The organism is Micromonospora sp. RP3T (genome assembly GCF_003027925.1).
Classification (GTDB): domain Bacteria; phylum Actinomycetota; class Actinomycetes; order Mycobacteriales; family Micromonosporaceae; genus Micromonospora.
The window spans coordinates 13,550-29,937 of sequence record NZ_PYPS01000007.1 but is presented as its reverse complement, the minus strand read 5'-3'; the positions used below and the strand labels follow the sequence as shown (position 1 = coordinate 29,937).

The window sequence follows — 16,388 nt, the reverse complement described above, 5'->3', positions numbered from 1 at the left end:
GAGAAATGCCCTTTTCCGCCCGACCGGCGCGGCCGGCTCCGGCCGCCCGGTAGGGCCAGCCCTATCGGGGAGGAGCCGGGGCCGTTCCCCGATGTCCGGGCTCCGTCGGCTGCCTAGCGTCTCCAGACGTCGGCACGGCGCCGACGGCTGGAGGGGGACCCGGATATGGGCAGGCGACCGGTGACCGTGCGGGTGGCACGGTGGAGTGCGGAGCATCCGTGGCGGGCCATCGCGCTGTGGGTGGTGTTCGTGGCGGTGTGCTTCCTCGGCGGCAACGCCGCCGGGCTGAACGAGGCCACCGACGCGGATCAGGCGATCGGTGAGTTCGGGCGGGCCGAGCTGATCGTCGACAGTGGCGGCTTCCACCAGGCGGCCACCGAGAACGTGCTGATCACCGCGCGGTCGGGCGCGCTCGATCCGGCCGCGGCGCGGGCCGCCGCGACCGACGCCGCGGGCCGGCTGCGGCAGGTCGAGGGCGTCGCGTCGGTGGGTACGCCGATGCCGTCCCGGGACGGGAGCGCGCTGCTGCTGCCGATCACCATGTCCGGCGACCCGGAGACCGCCGGGGACCGGGTGGGGCCGCTGCGGGACGCCACCGCCGACGTGCAGGCGGCCCATCCGGGGTTGCGGGTGGAGGAGGTCGGCGGCCCGTCGATCGACAAGGCGCTCGACGACACGCTCGGCAAGGACTTCAAGCGGGCCGAGCTGCTCAGCCTGCCGGTGACGCTGGCCATCCTGATCATCGCGTTCGGCGCGTTGATCGCCGCCGGCGTGCCGGTGCTGCTCGCGCTCTCCTCGGTGGCCGCCGCGATGGGCCTCTCCACGCTCGCCTCGCACCTGGTGCCGGCGACCGACACCACGGCCAGCGTGATCCTGCTGATCGGCATGGCGGTGGGCGTCGACTACTCGCTGTTCTACGTGCGGCGCGAGCGCGAGGAACGGGCGAAGGGGCGGTCCGGCCTGGACGCGGTGGAGGTCGCGGCGGAGACGTCCGGGCACGCCGTGGTGGTCTCCGGGACCGCCGTGATCATCGCGATGGCCGGCTTGCTGCTCGCCCAGGACGCGATCTTCTCGTCGCTGGCGGTCGGCTCGATCCTGGTGGTCGCGGTGGCGGTGCTCGGCTCGCTGACCGTGCTGCCGGCGCTGCTGGCCAAGCTGGGCCGGTGGGTGGACCGGCCCCGGGTGCCGCTGCTGTGGCGGCTCACCACCCCGCGTGCCGGGCGGCGTCCCCGCTTCTGGCCGGCGGTGCTCCGGCCCGCGCTGCGCGCGCCGGTGGCCACCCTGCTGGTGTCGGTGGCGCTGCTGCTCGCCCTGGCCGCGCCCGCGTTGGGCATGAAGCTGAAGTTCCCCGGGACCGAGGACGTGCCGCGCACCACGGCGGCCATGCAGGCGTACGACCGGCTCGCGGCGGCCTTCCCGAGCAACGGCACCAGCCACACGGTGGCCGTGCGGGCGCCCGCCGACCAGGCCGACCGGGTGCGGGCCGCGCTCACCGGGCTGGCCGCCCGCACCGGCGCCGACCCGCTCTTCGCGCCGGCCGAGGGGGACGGCCCGGAGATCCGGGTGTCGACGGACCGGCGGGTGTCGGTGCTGGAGGTGGCCACCCCGTTCGCCAGCCGCTCGGACGAGGCGTCCCGCTCGCTGCACGAGCTGCGCGACGACCTGGTGCCGGCCGCCCTGAACGGCGTTCCCGGCGTGGAGTACGCGGTCGGCGGCGGGGTGGCCGCCAGCGAGGACTACGCCGACCACATCTGGGCGAAGCTGCCGGTGGTCGCGGCGTTCGTGCTGGCGCTGACGTTCCTGGTGATGGCCTGGACGTTCCGGTCGGTGGTGGTGGCGCTGACCTCGATCCTGCTGAACCTGCTCTCCGTCGGCGCCGCGTACGGGCTGCTGGTGCTGGTCTTCCAGAGCCACTGGGCGGAAGGGCTGCTCGGGTTCACCTCGATGGACGCGATCGTCACCTGGCTGCCGCTGTTCCTGTTCGTGGTGCTGTTCGGGCTCTCCATGGACTACCACGTCTTCGTGGTCAGCCGGATCCGCGAGGCGGTGGACCGGGGCATGCCCAACCGGGAGGCGGTGGCGTACGGGATCACGTCCTCGGCGCCGGTGGTGACCAGCGCGGCGATCGTGATGGTCGGGGTCTTCTCGATCTTCGCCACGCTCAGCATGATCGACTTCAAGCAGCTCGGCATCGGACTGGCGGCGGCGATCCTGCTGGACGCCACGATCATCCGTGCGGTGGTGCTGCCGTCGGTGATGACGCTGCTGGGTGACGCGAACTGGTGGGCGCCGCGGTTCCTGCGCCGCCGGGTGACCACCCCGCCGGCAGAGCCGCCGCCCGCGCCGGCGCCGGAACTGGTCGGCGTCCGCTGACCGACGGGGGCCGGATCGTCCGATCCGGCCCCCACCGGCGACTCCCATGCGATTGCCATCCGATTCCCAGCCGGCTCCCATCCGGCCGGGAAAGCCGAAGGCAGGATTAGTGCTGGTGGCCCCGGGGCATCTGGGCGGCCATGGACGAACAGCTCTCGCCGGAGGCGCTTACTTCCGCCCCGGCTCCCGAATCCCGCCGGCGGGCGTCATGAGCACCGACGTGTCGACCGGCACCGTACGGACCAACGTCCCGGCCCGCCTCGACCGGCTGCCGTGGTCCCGCTGGCACTGGATGATCGTGATCGGTCTCGGGACGGTGTGGATCCTCGACGGTCTCGAGGTGACCATCGTCGGCAACCTGTCCGGGAAGCTGGCCGAGCCGGGCAGCGGTCTGGACATCACCCAGAGCCAGGTCACCGGCCTGGCCGCCGCGCTCTACGTGGCCGGCGCGTGCACCGGCGCGCTCTTCTTCGGCTGGCTCACCGACCGGTTCGGCCGCAAGAAGCTGTTCCTGCTGACGCTGGGGCTCTACCTGGTGGCCACCGCGCTCACCGCGCTCTCGTTCGACACCTGGTGGTTCTTCCTGTTCCGGTTCCTCACCGGCATGGGCATCGGTGGCGAGTACGCGGCCATCAACTCGGCCATCGACGAGCTGATCCCGGCCCGCCACCGCGGCCGGATCGACATCATCATCAACGGCACGTTCTGGCTCGGCGCGGCGATCGGCGCGCTGCTGACCGTACCGCTGCTCAACGGCCTGCCGACCAACCTCGGCTGGCGGGTGGCGTTCGGCATGGGCGCGGTGCTCGGCGTGGTGATCCTGCTGGTCCGCCGGCACGTGCCGGAGAGCCCACGCTGGTTGTTCATCCACGGCCGGGCGGACGAGGCGAACCACCTCGTCGACTCGGTCGAGGCCGAGGTGGAACGGGAGACCGGCAAGGACCTCGCCGAGGCCGACAACTACATCGAGATCCGGCAGCGGAAGAGCACGAACTTCCTGGAGATCGCGAAGACGCTGTTCCGCCGCTACCCGAAGCGCGCCACGCTGGGCTTCTCGCTCTTCATCGGGCAGGCGTTCCTCTACAACGCGATCACGTTCGGCTTCGCCCAGATCCTGGAGACCTTCTTCGACGTCCCGCCCGGCAACAGCGGCTACTACTTCGCGGTCATCGCGGTCGGCAACCTGCTCGGCCCGCTGCTGCTCGGCAAGCTGTTCGACACGGTCGGCCGGGTGCCGATGATCGCCGGGTCGTACATCGGCTCGGGCGTGCTGCTGCTCGGCACCGCCTGGCTGTTCCACTCCGGCGTGCTCAGCGCGGTGACCATGACCGCCTGCTGGTGCGTGGTGCTCTTCTTCGCCTCGGCGGGGGCCAGCGCGGCGTACCTGACGGTCAGCGAGATCTTCCCGATGGAGACCCGGGCCATGGCGATCGCGTTCTTCTACGCGATCGGCACCGCCGCCGGTGGCATCACCGGCCCGCTGCTCTTCGCCAAGCTGGTCGGCAGCGGCCAGGTCGGCGACACCGTGATCGCGTTCGTCATCGGCGCCACCATCATGATCATCGGTGGTCTGGTGGAGCTGGCGCTCGGCGTCAAGGCGGAAGGAAAGTCCCTGGAGGACCTGGCCACCCCGCTCAGCGCCGAGCACCCCGACCTGCCGTCGCAGCGCGGCGCCGACAGCCCGACCTCGACCACCGGCGCGAGCGCCGGCTGACCCCCACCACGCCCACCGCCCCCGCCCACGACGGGCGGGGGCGGTGCCGCGTTCACGGCAGCGCGCAGGGCTCACGCCAGGCGTCGAGGGCGCGGTCCTTGCGGATCGACGCGAAGCCGTAGCCGACCGAGGTGACGCAGAACGTGGCCGGCTCGCCGACGTACTCGACGTGGAAGACCGGCTTGTGCGCGTCGACGAACGGCAGCAGCTTCGCGCACTCGCGCCGGCGGACGCACTCCTGGTTGACCGCGAAGTCGAAGTCGGGCGCCAGCGCCGCCACCTGCGTCACGTCGTCGACCAGGCCGGGGGAGAGGTCGAACCGTCGGGCCAGCCCGGCCAGCCGACGGTTGAACAGCAGCTGCTCGTCGAAGCCGAGCGGGAAACCGGAGCGGTGCCGGAAGCCGTCCACGTCGGACAGCGCCACCGCGCCGAAGCCCTTGCCCCGGCAGAGCCGGAACCGGTCGGCCAGCACCGGCTCCAGCGAGTCCCAGCGCCGGACGTCCAGGAACCGGCTACCGGGCCGGTCCGGCACCGCCGCGCCGCGCACCGCGGCCGGGAAGCGGGTGGCGTCCGGGTCGCCTGTCGCGTACGTGCCGACCCGGACCTGACAGACCAGCCGGCGTCCCCTGGCCCGCAGCGCGGCGGTCTCGGTCGAGGTGGTCGCGACCGGGTCGAGGAGGAAGACGTCCGCCGCGACCGAGACGTCGACCGGGCCGGTGAGCTGCCACTGCCACGCCCAGCGACGGGCCAGCGCGGCCGGCCACGAGGTGGGGGCGCCGGGCGGCGGGGCGAGCCGGTCCCGGCAGCCCGGGAGCGGGGCGAGCAGCAGCGCGGTCAACGCCAGCGCCACGCCCCGGCGCGGCCCTCGTCGGCGGACGCGGACCGGCCGGGAGCGCGGCACGGCGTGCGCCGGCCGGATCCGCATCGACAGCTCCCCGGACGCGGGCGGCCCGACGCCGCCCCCGACCGGTCAACGAGCGCCGGCCCGGTCACGACGCGCCGGTCAGCGCGGGGTGCCGAAGTCCTGCGTCCAGTACGGTCCGTTGCTGCGTGCCACGCCCACCCCGATCTCGGTGAACGAACAGTTGAGGATGTTGGCCCGGTGGCCGGGGGAGTTCATCCAGGCGTCCATGACCGCGGCCGGGCTCTGCTGGTTCCAGGCGACGTTCTCGCCGTACGCCCGCCAGGCGTAGCCGGCCCGGTCGAGCCGCTGCCCGACGTCGCTGCCGTCACTGCCGTCGTGCGTCATGGTCTTGTGGTCGGCCTGGTCCTGGCTGTGCCGCTGGGCGGCGAGCGTCAGCTTCGTGTCGACGCCGAGCGCCTTGCAGCCGGCCTTGGCCCGCTCCTGGTTGACCAGGTCGACGACCTGCTGCAACTCGGCGCTGAGCGCGCCCGAGGAGGTGGTCCGGGCGGTGGTGCCGCTCGGCGCGCTGCTGCGCTCCTGCTGGCGCGACGGGGCGGTGGTCCGGCTCGGCTTCGGCGCGACCTTCCTCGTCGGGCTCGGCTTGGCGGTGGTCGGCGCGGTGGACGGGCTGGCGGACGCCGAGCCGGAGGCGGACGCGTCCGGGGCGGGCGTGGCGTCGGACTCCCCGGTCGGCGACGGGGCGGCGGCCACCGGCGCGTCCACCGCGGCCCGCTCGGCCGGCCCGTCGTCGCCGGGCAGCAGCACCGCGCCCACGCCCAGGCTCACCACGAGCGTGGCCGCGGCGGCGGCGCCACCGATCACGAACGGACGGGACAGCCGCCGCTTCGGCCGGTGCCGGCCGTCGTCGTCGGCGGGGGTGTCGGTCACCGGCTGCCAGGCGGCGGTGGGCTGCTCCCACCCGCCGGCGGGCTCCTCGCCGTTCCAGCGGTCCCGGTCCGCCGGGTGGCTGTCGCCCGGCGCGTACGCCGCCCGCGGGTCGTACGCCGGCTGCGCCTGGGCATGGCCGGACGCCGTAGCGGCCCCGTAACCGGGCTGGCCGTAGCGGGCCTGGTCGTAGCCGGCGGTCTGGTCGTAGCCGGCGGTCTGGTGGTAGCCGGGCGCGGCGGCGGGGCCGTGACCCGGGTGCGCGGCCTGGCCGTACCCCGGCTGGTCGCCGTGGCCGTAGCCGGCGGCTGGGCCGTACCCCGGCTCGGCCGGGTGGCCCCAGCCCGGGTGCGCCCCGGTGGCGTCGGCCGGGCCGTGGCCGGGCCGGGCGGTGTCGCCGTAGCGGTCCGCGTCGAGGGTGGGCGGCAGGTGGCCGGCGGGCGGCTGCCCGGACTCGTCCCCGAAGAGGTACGACGACCGCGGCTCGGGCCGGTCGGTGAGCCACGCCGGACCCTGGTCGGTCGGCGGCTCCGGGCGCCGGGAGGCGTCGTCCGGGTCGATCGGGTCGATCGGGTCGGTCCAGCGGTACACGCCTGTGCCTCCACGGGTCGGTTGCGGGCCGGGGTGACGCTACGGGCGCGGCCCGAGCAGCGGCAACGTGGCTAAGAAAGAGTTAAGGCGAACCGGGCGGGAAGGGGGAGGTGTTCCCGGGTACCCGGGCGTACAGTGAAGGCGTCCGGACAGAGCGTGTCCGCGCCCTTTGTGGCAGCCCCCCGGTGAGTGGCCCGGCCGACGTGGAGATGATCTACGGCCTGCGGCAACTTGACGAAGGAGGGGGGTTCGGCTCAATATATAGGTGTCGCCAGTCGCGCCCAGCCATGTCCCGATGCACAGCGGGAATGGCAGTCGCGAACATCATGGGCGCGCGTTGGCCGGCCTTTCCGGCAGCGCATATCGAGGAGTTCAGCATGGCGAAGGCCCTCTACGGCCACGTAGGTGCAGCGTCCGACCGGCGTCTGCTCGACGAGGTCACCCGACTGCGTGCCAGGGTTCAGGCACTGGAATTCGAGATCACGCGTCTGCGCGCCGAGAACGATCGGCTCGCGGCGGCGGCAGCGGAGGCGGACGACCTCCTCCGTCTCGCCGAGCCCGCGCTGACCTGAGTTCCAGTTGTCGGAAAACTGAATCGCACCACACCGAAAAGCGCGCCGACACTTCAGTGCCGGCGCGCAGCCATGTGCGTACCCTTTCCGCAATTATCGATCTTGCGAGGCGTTCCGGAATTGCGCCGGAGGAAACCGGGTGGGTCGCGTGCCGGCGGCGTCCCGGTCGCGGGTTAGTCTGCGGGTTCACCAGGTCCGCGGCTCCGGCGACGGTACGGCGGCCACCGGACGAGGATCGAGAAGGTGCATCTCAAGAGCCTGACGGTGAAGGGCTTCAAGTCCTTCGCCTCCGCCACGACGTTGAAGCTGGAGCCCGGGATCACCTGCGTGGTCGGTCCGAACGGCTCCGGCAAGTCCAACGTCGTCGACGCCATCGCCTGGGTGCTCGGCGAGCAGGGCGCCAAGGCGCTGCGCGGCGGCAAGATGGAGGACGTCATCTTCGCCGGCACCGCCGGACGGGCCCCGCTGGGCCGGGCCGAGGTCACCCTCACCATCGACAACACCGACGGCGCGCTGCCGATCGAGTACACCGAGGTCTCCATCACCCGCCGGATGTTCCGCTCCGGCGAGAGCGAGTACGAGATCAACGGCGACTCCTGCCGCCTGCTCGACATCCAGGAGCTGCTCTCCGACTCGGGCATCGGCCGGGAGATGCACATCATCGTCGGCCAGGGCCGGCTCGACGGCATGCTGCACGCCAAGCCGGAGGACCGGCGGTCGTTCATCGAGGAGGCGGCCGGCGTCCTCAAGCACCGCAAGCGCAAGGAGAAGGCGCTGCGGAAGCTCGACGCGATGCAGGTGAACCTCAACCGCCTCACCGACCTCACCGCGGAGCTGCGCCGCCAGCTCAAGCCGCTGGGCCGGCAGGCCGAGGTGGCCCGGCGGGCCGCCGCCATCCAGGCCAACCTGCGCGACGCCCGGCTCCGGCTGCTCGCCGACGACCTGCACACGCTGCGGACCACGCTGGACAAGGAGATCGCCGACGAGACCGCGCTGCGCGAGCGGCGCGAGCAGATCGAGGGCGAGCACGGCGAGGTGCAGGGCCGCCTCGGTGAGCTGGAGGCGGCGCTGGCCGAGGACGCCCCGCTGCTCGCGGCGGCCCAGGACACCTGGTACAAGCTCTCCGCGTTGCAGGAGCGGTTCCGGTCCATCGAACAGCTCGCCCGGGAGCGCCTGCGGCACCTCAGCGCCACCGGCGACGACGAGCGGCCCGGCCGCGACCCGGAGCAGCTCGAAGCGGAGTCGCGGCGGGTCCGCGAGCAGGAGGAGGAACTGCGCGCCGCGCTCACCGACGACCAGATCCGGCTCGCCGAGGCGGTCGAGCACCGGCAGGAGCTGGAACGGCAGCTCGCCGCCGCCGAACGGGAGCTGGTGGCCGCCGCCAAGGCCATCGCCGACCGGCGCGAGGGGCTGGCCCGGCTGACCGGCCAGGTGAACTCCGCCCGGGCGCGGACCACGAGCGCCGGTGAGGAGATCGAACGGCTCGCCGCCGCGCACGCCGACGCGCTGGGCCGCGCCGAGAAGGCGCAGGCCGACCTGGACGCGGTCGCCGAGCAGTCCACCGAGGCGGACCGGGACAACGCCGACCTGGACGCCCGGCACGCCGAGGCGGTGGCCGCGCACGAGCGGGCCCAGGCGACCGTGCGCGGTCTCGTCGACGCCGAGCGGGCCGCCGAGAAGGACGCCGCCACCTGGAAGGCCCGCGAGGAGGCGCTCGCGCTCGGCCTGCGCCGCAAGGACGGCGCCGGCGCGCTGCTGGCCCGCGCCGACCAGGTGCCCGGCCTGCTCGGCAGCCTCGCCGGGCTGCTCACCGTGGCCCCCGGCGACGAGGCGGCGCTCGCCGCCGCGCTGGGTGGGCTCGCCGACGCGGTCGCGGTCACCGGCGTGGACGAGGCCGTCGAGGCGATGCGGCTGCTCAAGATCTCCGACGCCGGCCGGGCCGGGCTGCTGGTCGGCAGCCCCGCCGGGCCCGGCATGGACGGCTCGGCGGACGCGCTGCGCCCGAAGCTGCCCGAGGGCGCCCGCTGGGCGCCCGATCTGGTGGAGTGCGCGGCCGGGATCCGTCCGGCCGTGCACCGGGCGCTGCGGGACGTGGCGCTCGTCGACGACCTGGCCGCCGCCGCCGAGCTGGTCGCCGCGAACCCGGAGCTGCGCGCGGTCACCCCGGACGGCGACGTGGTCGGGGCGTACGCGGCGGCCGGCGGGTCGGCCAAGGCGCCCAGCTTCATCGAGGTGCAGGCCGCGGTCGAGGAGGCCCGCACCAACCGGGCCACCGCCGAGCACACCGCGGCCGAGCTGCGGGAACAACTGGTCGAGGCGCGGGCCGAGGTGACCGCCGCGAAGGAGGCCGTGCAGCACGCCGCCGCCGCGAAGCGGGAGGCGGAGAGCCACCGCAACGCCGCCGCCCGCCGCCTCGCCGAGCTGGGCGCCGCCGCCCGGTCGGCCAAGGCGGAGACGGACCGGCTCGGCGACTCCCGGGCCCGTGCCGAGGCGGCCCGGGAGCGGGACCTGACGGCCCTGGCCGAGCTGGCGGAGCGGCTGCGGCTGGCCGAGGTCACCCCGATCGACGCCGAACCGTCGACCGAGGAACGCGACCAGCTCGCCGCCATGGTGCCGCCCGCCCGGCAGAACGAGATGGAGGTCCGGCTCGCGGTGCGTACCGCCGAGGAGCGGGTCTCCTCGATCGCCGGCCGGGCCGACTCGCTGGCCCGGCAGGCGACCGCCGAACGCGCCGCGCGGGAGCGCGCGGCGGCCCGCCGCGCGGCCCGTACCCGCGGCGCGGAGATCGCCCGCGCGGTGGTCGGCGGCGCCCGCGAGGCGCTCACCCGGCTCACCGTCTCGCTCGCCCGGGCCGAGGAGCACCGGGACGCCGTCGCCCGCGAGCGCGCCGCCCGCGAGGCCGAGCTGTCCGAGGTACGCGGCGCGGCCAAGCGCCTCGCCGCCGAGCTGGAGCGGCTCACCAGCCAGGTGCACCGGGACGAGGTGGCCCGCGCCGAGCAGCGGATGCGCATCGAGCAGTTGGAGGCGAAGGCCGCCGAGGACTTCGGTCTGGACGTGCCCACGCTGGTCGCCGAGTACGGCCCGGTGCAGCTCGTGCCACCGACCGACGCGGACGTCGCGCAGGCCGAGAAGGACGGCCGGCCGGTGCCCGAGCCGGTCCGCTACGAGCGGCCGGCGCAGGAGAAGCGGGCCGCCAAGGCGGAACGGGAGCTGGCCCTGCTCGGCAAGGTGAACCCGCTCGCGCTGGAGGAGTTCGCCGCGCTGGAGGAGCGCTTCAAGTTCCTCTCCGAGCAACTGGAGGACCTCAAGGCCACCCGGCGGGACCTGCTCACCGTGGTCAAGGACGTGGACGACCGGATCCTGGAGGTCTTCGCCAGCGCGTTCGCCGACACCGCCCGCGAGTTCGAGCAGGTCTTCACCGTGCTCTTCCCCGGCGGCGAGGGCCGGCTGGTGCTCACCGACCCGGAGGACCTGCTCACCACCGGCGTCGAGGTCGAGGCCCGCCCGCCGGGCAAGAAGATCAAGCGGCTCTCGCTGCTCTCCGGCGGCGAACGGTCGCTGACCGCGGTGGCCATGCTGGTGGCGATCTTCCGCGCCCGGCCCAGCCCGTTCTACATCATGGACGAGGTGGAGGCGGCGCTCGACGACGTCAACCTGGGCCGGCTGATCACGTTGATGGCACAGTTGCGGGAGAAGAGCCAGCTGATCGTCATCACCCACCAGAAGCGGACCATGGAGATCGCCGACGCGCTCTACGGCGTGACGATGCGCAGCGGCGTGACCCAGGTGATCAGCCAGCGGCTCAACCGGGCCGAGGACGACGGGCAGGAGACAGACGAGTGAGTCGGGAACGCGCCACGGCGCTCCTGGTGGATTTCGACGGCGTGCTGCGCCGCTGGGACCCGGCGGTGGCCGCCGGCGTCGAGCGGGAGTACGGGCTCACCGAGGGGGTCCTCGGCGAGATCGCGATGTCCTGGGGGCTGCTCCAACCGGTGCTCACCGGCCGGATGAGCCACGCCGCATGGATGGCGAGCGTGGCGGACGCGCTGACCCCGTCGGTCGGCGACCCGGCCCGGGCCCGCGCGGCGGTCGAGGCGTGGCAGCGCTACCGCGGGGAGGTGGATCCCGACGTGCTCGCGTTCGTCCGCGAGGTGCGGGCGGCCGGCATCCGGGTCGGGTTGGGCACCAACGCCACCGACCTGCTCGACGCCGACCTGGCCGCGCTGGAGCTGACCGACGAGCTGGACGTGGTGGTCAACTCCTCGGTGGTGGGCGTGCACAAGCCGGCGAAGGAGTACTTCCAGGCCGCCTGCGCGGCGCTGGACACGCCGCCGGGCCGGGTGCTCTTCGTCGACGACCAGGACCGCGCGGTGGCCGGCGCCCGGGTCGCCGGCCTCTCCGCGCACCGGTGGAGCGGGCCGGCCGACCTGCGCTACCTGCGCGCCGCGCTGGCGTACTGAGCCGGACGGGCCCCGTGTCCCGCCCGGCTCGTGCGCCGTTCACCGCAGGTCGGGCACCTCGGTGACCGTGAACGGCGGGCTGGGGGTGGCGGCGAAGAGTTGGCTGTCCACCCACAGCAGCCGGCCGGCGTCGCGCGCCACCGAGGTCGGTGACCGGTCCGTGCCGACCGGACGGGACCGGTCGAGCACCCGGGCGGTCCGCAGTCCGTCGTCGAGCCGGGCCAGGTTCACCACGAACTGCGTCCCGCCGACGCCGTCCGGTTCGTTGACCACCCCGTAGAGCCGGTTTCCCTCCAGCAGCAGGCCGTCTGCGCCCATCCGGCCGCCGGTCACCTCGACCTCGGTCACCGACCGGGTCGTCAGGTCGACCCGGTACAGGCGCTCGCCGCCCTGCTCCGCGACGAGGGCGAGCCGGCCCGGGGGGTCGGCCACGATGCCGTTGAGGAAGACCGGAGCGGCGGGGAAGTCGCCGGGACGCACCCACGGGTCCAGCGCGCCGACCCGCCCGCCGTCGAGTGCGGCCCGCCACACCGTGCCGGTGGCCGAGTCGGTGACGTAGACCGCGTCGGCGGTGACCGCCAGATCGTTGAGGGCGGCACCGGGAGCGGCGTCGCGGCGGGCGAGCAGGGCGCCGTCCGGGGCGTACACGAACAGGGCGCCGGTGGCCCAGCCGGCGACGAAGATCCGGCCGCGATGGTCCACCCGGATCCCGGCTGCGCTGGTCCGGCCGTCGGAGCCGGCGGGGAGGAACGGGCGCAGCCGGTCCCGGCGGATGTCGCCCCGGTAGACCGCGCCGGTGGCCGAGCTGGTGACGTACATCGTGCCCGCCGGGGTGACGGTGAGCCCTTCGGGCATCACGCCCGGCTCGGCGGAGACCAGGTAGGTGTCGGGACGGAGGCTGGCGGGGGCGGGCCGGGGCGCACCGACGGCCAGTGCCGTCAGGACCGCGGTCGCCGCCGCGAGAAGTGTCTTCACCCGACGCAGCGTCCGGCGGCGCCGGCCGGTCCGGAAGCCCCTTTCGGTACGGGCCGAAAGGTCGCTACCGTTCGCCGGTGACCACGCTGCGGCTCAACGCGACCGACCTGAGCCGCACCGTCCTGCGATCCGACCCGGCGGTGCTGATCGAGCTGGCGATGGCCGCCCAACGGCTGTTCCTGGCCGACGTGCCCGCACATCTCACCCGGTGGCGGGCCCGCACCCGGGCGTCGCTGCGGCCGGACATGCGGCCCTACCTCGACCTGTGCCGGACCCCGTATCTGGTTCCGGACTTCCTCACCCCGCCCCGGTTCGACGGCGACGTCGCCGGCCTGCTGGAGCAGGTGGCCGGCACGCCGGACGAGGTGCTCGCCGCCGAGCTCGGGCCGCTGGTGGCCGCGGGCACCCTGCCCGCCCGGGTGGCGTCGTTGGCCGCCGGCGAGCCCGCCGCCCGGGCCCGGCTGCGCGCCGCGATGGACGCCTTCCATCGGGTGGCGCTCGCGCCCTACTGGGCGGAGATCGAGACGGCGGTACGCGTCGACCGGTCGGTACGTGGCCACACGCTGGCGGCCGGTGGCCTCGACCGGGTGTTGCGCGACCTCAGCCCTTACCTGGCCTGGGCCGAGACGGGGGAGCGCTACGCGCTGTCCTACCGGTGTGCGGTCGCCGACGACGTCGAGGTGGCCGCGGGCGGCCGGGGCCTGACCCTGCTGCCCTGTCACCTGGCCCCGCAGCCCTACCTGCTGGCGGACCCGCACGGCCCGCTGGTGCTGGTCTACCCGATCCGGCCGGGGCGGCGTGAGCTGGGGGCCGGGGCGCCGCTGGCCGGCCTGCTCGGGCGTACCCGGGCGGCCGTGCTGGCGGCGACCGTCGATGCCCCCGGCACCTCCGAGCTCGCCCGCCGGGTCGGTGTCTCCGCCGCCACGGCCAGCGAGCACGCGGCGACCCTCCGGGCCGCCGGCCTCATCACCACCCGGCGGACCGGAGCGGCGGTACGGCACTGCCTGACCCCGCTGGGCGAGCAGTTGCTGCGGGCGGGCGCACCGGCGGAGGTCAGGAGCCGGTGACGCCGTCGATGCGCTCGCGGATCAGGTCGGCGTGGCCGTTGTGCCGGGCGTACTCCTCGATCATGTGGACGTAGACCCAGCGGAGGCTGATCTCCTTGGTGCTGCCGTCGCGGCGGCGATGCGGAAAGGTGTGCTCCAGCGGCAGGTCGGCCACCGCCCGGTCGGCCGCCTCGACCTCGGCGGCCAGCGTGGCGAACGCCTCGGCCGGGTCGGCGTCGGCGATGTCGTTGAGGTCGGCGTCCGGGTCCTTGTCGTAGTCGTACATGTCGGGCAGTTCCAGGCCGGCGGCGTGGACGCGGAACCACCAGCGCTCCACGTCGGCCATGTGCCGGACCAGGCCGAGCAGGGTCAGCCCGGACGGCTCGACGCTGCGGGTGCGTAGTTGCTCGGCGGTCAGCCCGGCGCACTTGAGGCGCAGGGTGTCGCGGTGGTTGTCCAGCCAGCCCTGGAGCATGGCGCGTTCGTCGGCGACGAAGGGCTCGTGGCGGCGGTCGATCTCGGGTGCGGTCCAGGTTGTCATCCCGGCGATGTTAGGAGAGGGCCCGGGTACCACGCGAGGCGTTAAAAGGGGGCCCCGCCTTACACACCTCAGAACGTCTCGTTGAAGCGGTGCATCAGCCGGGCGAACGCCGCCACGTCCTCGGCCGGCCAGCTCTCCAGCGACCGCCGGATCTGCCCGAGCCGGGCCGCCCGCGCCGCGTCGAACCGCCGGGTGCCCTCCTCGGTGAGGCTGAGCTGGGCGGCCCGCCGGTCGGTCGGGTCCGGGTCGCGACGCACCAGGCCCAGCGTCTCCAGGCCGCCGATCTGCCGGCTCAGCGTGCCCTTGCCGATGCCCAGCTTCACGGCCAGGTCGGTGAGCCGGATCTGACCGGAGCGGCGCAGCCAGAGCAACAGCCCGTAGGCGTTCGGCTCCAGGTTCGGGTGGACCTCGCGGGCGATCTCCCAGGACAGCGCCCGGCCGCGGCGCAGCAGCGCGGTCAACTCGTGTTCCACGGCCCGCAGCGTCTCGTCCATGATCAGAGGATAGTCAGTCCTCGTCGCTGAGCTGCTGGCGTGCCACCGGCCGCAACTCGCCCTGACTGGTGGTGCCCTCGATCACCACGGCGGCCGACCGCCCCCGATGGGTGAGCGTGGCCACCGCGTTGCCGAAGTACGGCCCGGCGAGCTTGCGCCACCGCACCGGCGGCCGGCGCACCCCGGCCGACCGGGCCAGCGCCCGGGTCGCCCCGGCCGGACCCGGGTTCCAGCCCAGCGTCATCAGCGGGCGCATCGCGGCCGGCACCTGGTTGTGGATCGGCGAGCAGGTGAGCTGGTGCACCGGCGTCCGCACGCCGCGGTCGGCGAACCGGGCCCGGGCCACGTACGAGTGGTGCACGTCGCCGGAGAGCACGCTGATCGACGCCGGCCGCGGGTACGCCGGACCGGCGCCCACCCGGGCGCCGGTGCGTGCCGCGGCGCCGCTGCCCAGCCGGGCGAACAGCTCGCCGAGCGCCTCGAACGAACGCCGGAACGCCGCCCAGTGCTCCAGGTCCCAGGCCCGGCGCATCTGCTCGGCCAGCCGCGCCACCCACTGCCGGTCGGAGTCGGCCAGGCGCTCGTTCCACGCCTCCACGTGGTGGATGCCCGGCGGCAGCAGCCACGGCAGCGAGGTGCCCACCACCAGGTGGTCGTAGGCGCCGTGCGCCTGGTCCAGGAACCACGACCACTCGCCCGGCGGCAGCATCGCCCGGCTGCCCGGCAGCAGCACCCGGCTGGAGCGGTTGTCCAGCATCACCAGGCGGGTGCGCCCCAGGTCCAGCGCGTAACTCCACTGGTACTGCACGGCCCGCCAGCGCTCGGTGTCGTGCGCCAGGTCGGCCTCGGTGTCGACCCGCGCGCCGAACTCGTGCAGCACGCTCGTGGCGTCCTCGGCGGCCACCACCTTGGCGTACACCGGGTCGGCGGCGATCTCGTCCGGGCTCAGGTTGCCCAGGTGCTGGTAGACCCAGTAGGAGGCGAGGCCGCTGCGGATCCGCTCGGCCCACCACGGCTGCTCCCGCATGTCCGCCCGCCAGGACCGCGAGGTGTTCCAGTCGTCGATGACCTCGTGGTCGTCGAAGATCATCACGCTCGGCACGGTGGAGAGCAGCCAGCGGATCTCCGGATCCCGCCAGGACTCCAGATACAGCTTCGTGTACTCGTCGAAGCTGACCACCTGCGTGGCCGGGGCGTCCTTCGGCCGCCGCCGGCGCCGCTTGAGCAGCTTGCGCACGGTAGGTGAGGTCTCGTCCGCGTAGACCTGGTCACCGAGCAGCACCAGCAGGTCGGGCAGCGTGTTCTCCTCGGGCGCGGCCATCACCCGCCGGGCGTACGCGTCGAGCGCGTCCGGCGGCAGCTTGCGCGCGGTGGAGTGCTGGGTGGTCTCCCGGCAGGAGCCGAACACCAGACGCACCGGCTGGTCGGCGTCGTCGGCCGCGCGGGTGCGGATCACGCTGGGCGGGAACGTGCTGTCCGGCAGCGGCCAGGCCGCCTCGTCGTCGATCAGCACCTGGTATTCGGTGGTGCTGTCCGGGGTGAGCCCGGTCACCACCACGATCGCGTAGTGGTGGTCGTACGCGGAGAAGGTGGGCGCGCTGCCGGTGGCGCCGTCGGCCGTGCGGACGGTGACCACGGCGGGCGCGCTGGTCTCCACCCAGACCGTCGCCCGCGTGTCGACGACCCGGCGCAGCAGTGGGCCGATGAGCAGGCGGGAACCGGGCACGGCGTCTACCTCCGACAAGATCGTATGGGCGTTCCTACCCGGCCGGCGGTTGCGGTACGCCTTCCGAACGCGAGCGTACCCGCAGGTTGTTCGCGTGCCGAGGCGGT

At 74.1% G+C, this 16,388-nt stretch carries 12 protein-coding genes; 6 read left to right on the top strand and 6 right to left on the bottom strand.

All coding sequences use genetic code 11. The features are described 5' to 3' along the window. The first annotated feature begins 165 nt into the window (after positions 1-165). Both C8054_RS08025 and C8054_RS08020 read left to right on the top strand, forming a co-directional pair. A complete protein-coding gene (locus C8054_RS08025; RefSeq protein ID WP_107156113.1) occupies positions 166-2,373 on the top strand; it encodes an MMPL family transporter in 2,208 nt (735 codons plus the stop codon). A gap of 208 nt (positions 2,374-2,581) precedes the next feature. After that, positions 2,582-4,087: an MFS transporter gene (locus tag C8054_RS08020; protein ID WP_107156112.1), complete on the top strand. Its 1,506-nt coding sequence runs from the start codon at positions 2,582-2,584 to the stop codon at positions 4,085-4,087. 52 nt (positions 4,088-4,139) lie between these two features. On the opposite strand, the gene C8054_RS08015 is transcribed toward C8054_RS08020, so the two are convergent. After that, positions 4,140-5,012, bottom strand: a complete 873-nt coding sequence (locus C8054_RS08015) for an endo alpha-1,4 polygalactosaminidase (RefSeq protein WP_107156111.1) — start codon at positions 5,010-5,012, stop codon at positions 4,140-4,142. 78 nt (positions 5,013-5,090) lie between these two features. Further along, a complete protein-coding gene (locus C8054_RS08010) occupies positions 5,091-6,467 on the bottom strand; it encodes a CAP domain-containing protein (RefSeq protein ID WP_107156110.1) in 1,377 nt (458 codons plus the stop codon). A gap of 377 nt (positions 6,468-6,844) precedes the next feature. Here C8054_RS08010 and C8054_RS08005 point away from each other — a divergent pair, with 377 nt between their 5' ends. The 3 genes from C8054_RS08005 (at position 6,845) to C8054_RS07995 (ending at position 11,499) form a co-directional block, all read left to right on the top strand. After that, on the top strand, positions 6,845-7,039 hold the full coding sequence (locus C8054_RS08005; protein ID WP_107156252.1) for a hypothetical protein: 195 nt from the start codon (positions 6,845-6,847) through the stop codon (positions 7,037-7,039). 243 nt (positions 7,040-7,282) lie between these two features. After that, positions 7,283-10,882 (top strand): chromosome segregation protein SMC, encoded by a 3,600-nt coding sequence (smc, locus tag C8054_RS08000; RefSeq protein WP_107156109.1) that lies wholly within the window; start codon positions 7,283-7,285, stop codon positions 10,880-10,882. Beyond that, positions 10,879-11,499 carry an HAD family hydrolase gene (locus C8054_RS07995; protein ID WP_107156108.1) on the top strand — a complete coding sequence of 207 codons (621 nt, stop codon included), beginning with the start codon at positions 10,879-10,881 and terminating at the stop codon, positions 11,497-11,499. The genes smc and C8054_RS07995 overlap by 4 nt, the downstream gene beginning before the upstream one ends. 39 nt (positions 11,500-11,538) lie before the next feature. Here the strand turns inward: C8054_RS07995 and C8054_RS07990 are convergent, their stop codons facing one another. Continuing rightward, positions 11,539-12,474: an SMP-30/gluconolactonase/LRE family protein gene (locus C8054_RS07990; protein WP_107156107.1), complete on the bottom strand. Its 936-nt coding sequence runs from the start codon at positions 12,472-12,474 to the stop codon at positions 11,539-11,541. 77 nt (positions 12,475-12,551) lie between these two features. Here C8054_RS07990 and C8054_RS07985 point away from each other — a divergent pair, with 77 nt between their 5' ends. Next, on the top strand, positions 12,552-13,541 hold the full coding sequence (locus C8054_RS07985) for a winged helix-turn-helix domain-containing protein (protein ID WP_107156106.1): 990 nt from the start codon (positions 12,552-12,554) through the stop codon (positions 13,539-13,541). Here C8054_RS07985 and C8054_RS07980 read toward each other — a convergent pair. The 3 genes from C8054_RS07980 to C8054_RS07970 form a co-directional block, all read right to left on the bottom strand. Beyond that, a complete protein-coding gene (locus tag C8054_RS07980; protein WP_107156105.1) occupies positions 13,528-14,061 on the bottom strand; it encodes a DinB family protein in 534 nt (177 codons plus the stop codon). The two genes, C8054_RS07985 and C8054_RS07980, sit on opposite strands and share 14 nt — an antisense overlap. A gap of 68 nt (positions 14,062-14,129) precedes the next feature. Next, positions 14,130-14,555, bottom strand: a complete 426-nt coding sequence (locus tag C8054_RS07975) for a MarR family winged helix-turn-helix transcriptional regulator (protein WP_107156104.1) — start codon at positions 14,553-14,555, stop codon at positions 14,130-14,132. Between the two features lie 13 nt (positions 14,556-14,568). Further along, positions 14,569-16,281 carry an alkaline phosphatase D family protein gene (locus C8054_RS07970; protein WP_107156103.1) on the bottom strand — a complete coding sequence of 571 codons (1,713 nt, stop codon included), beginning with the start codon at positions 16,279-16,281 and terminating at the stop codon, positions 14,569-14,571. Positions 16,282-16,388 lie beyond the last annotated feature (107 nt).

Bases quoted from the DNA above. Each gene is read 5' to 3' on its own strand.
- C8054_RS08005 (WP_107156252.1), top strand. From the start codon at position 6,845: ATGGCGAAGGCCCTCTACGGCCACGTAGGTGCAGCGTCCGACCGGCGT.
- C8054_RS07975 (WP_107156104.1), bottom strand. From the start codon at position 14,555: ATGGACGAGACGCTGCGGGCCGTGGAACACGAGTTGACCGCGCTGCTG.
- C8054_RS08020 (WP_107156112.1), top strand. From the start codon at position 2,582: ATGAGCACCGACGTGTCGACCGGCACCGTACGGACCAACGTCCCGGCC.
- C8054_RS08015 (WP_107156111.1), bottom strand. From the start codon at position 5,012: ATGCGGATCCGGCCGGCGCACGCCGTGCCGCGCTCCCGGCCGGTCCGC.
- C8054_RS08025 (WP_107156113.1), top strand. From the start codon at position 166: ATGGGCAGGCGACCGGTGACCGTGCGGGTGGCACGGTGGAGTGCGGAG.
- C8054_RS07980 (WP_107156105.1), bottom strand. From the start codon at position 14,061: ATGACAACCTGGACCGCACCCGAGATCGACCGCCGCCACGAGCCCTTC.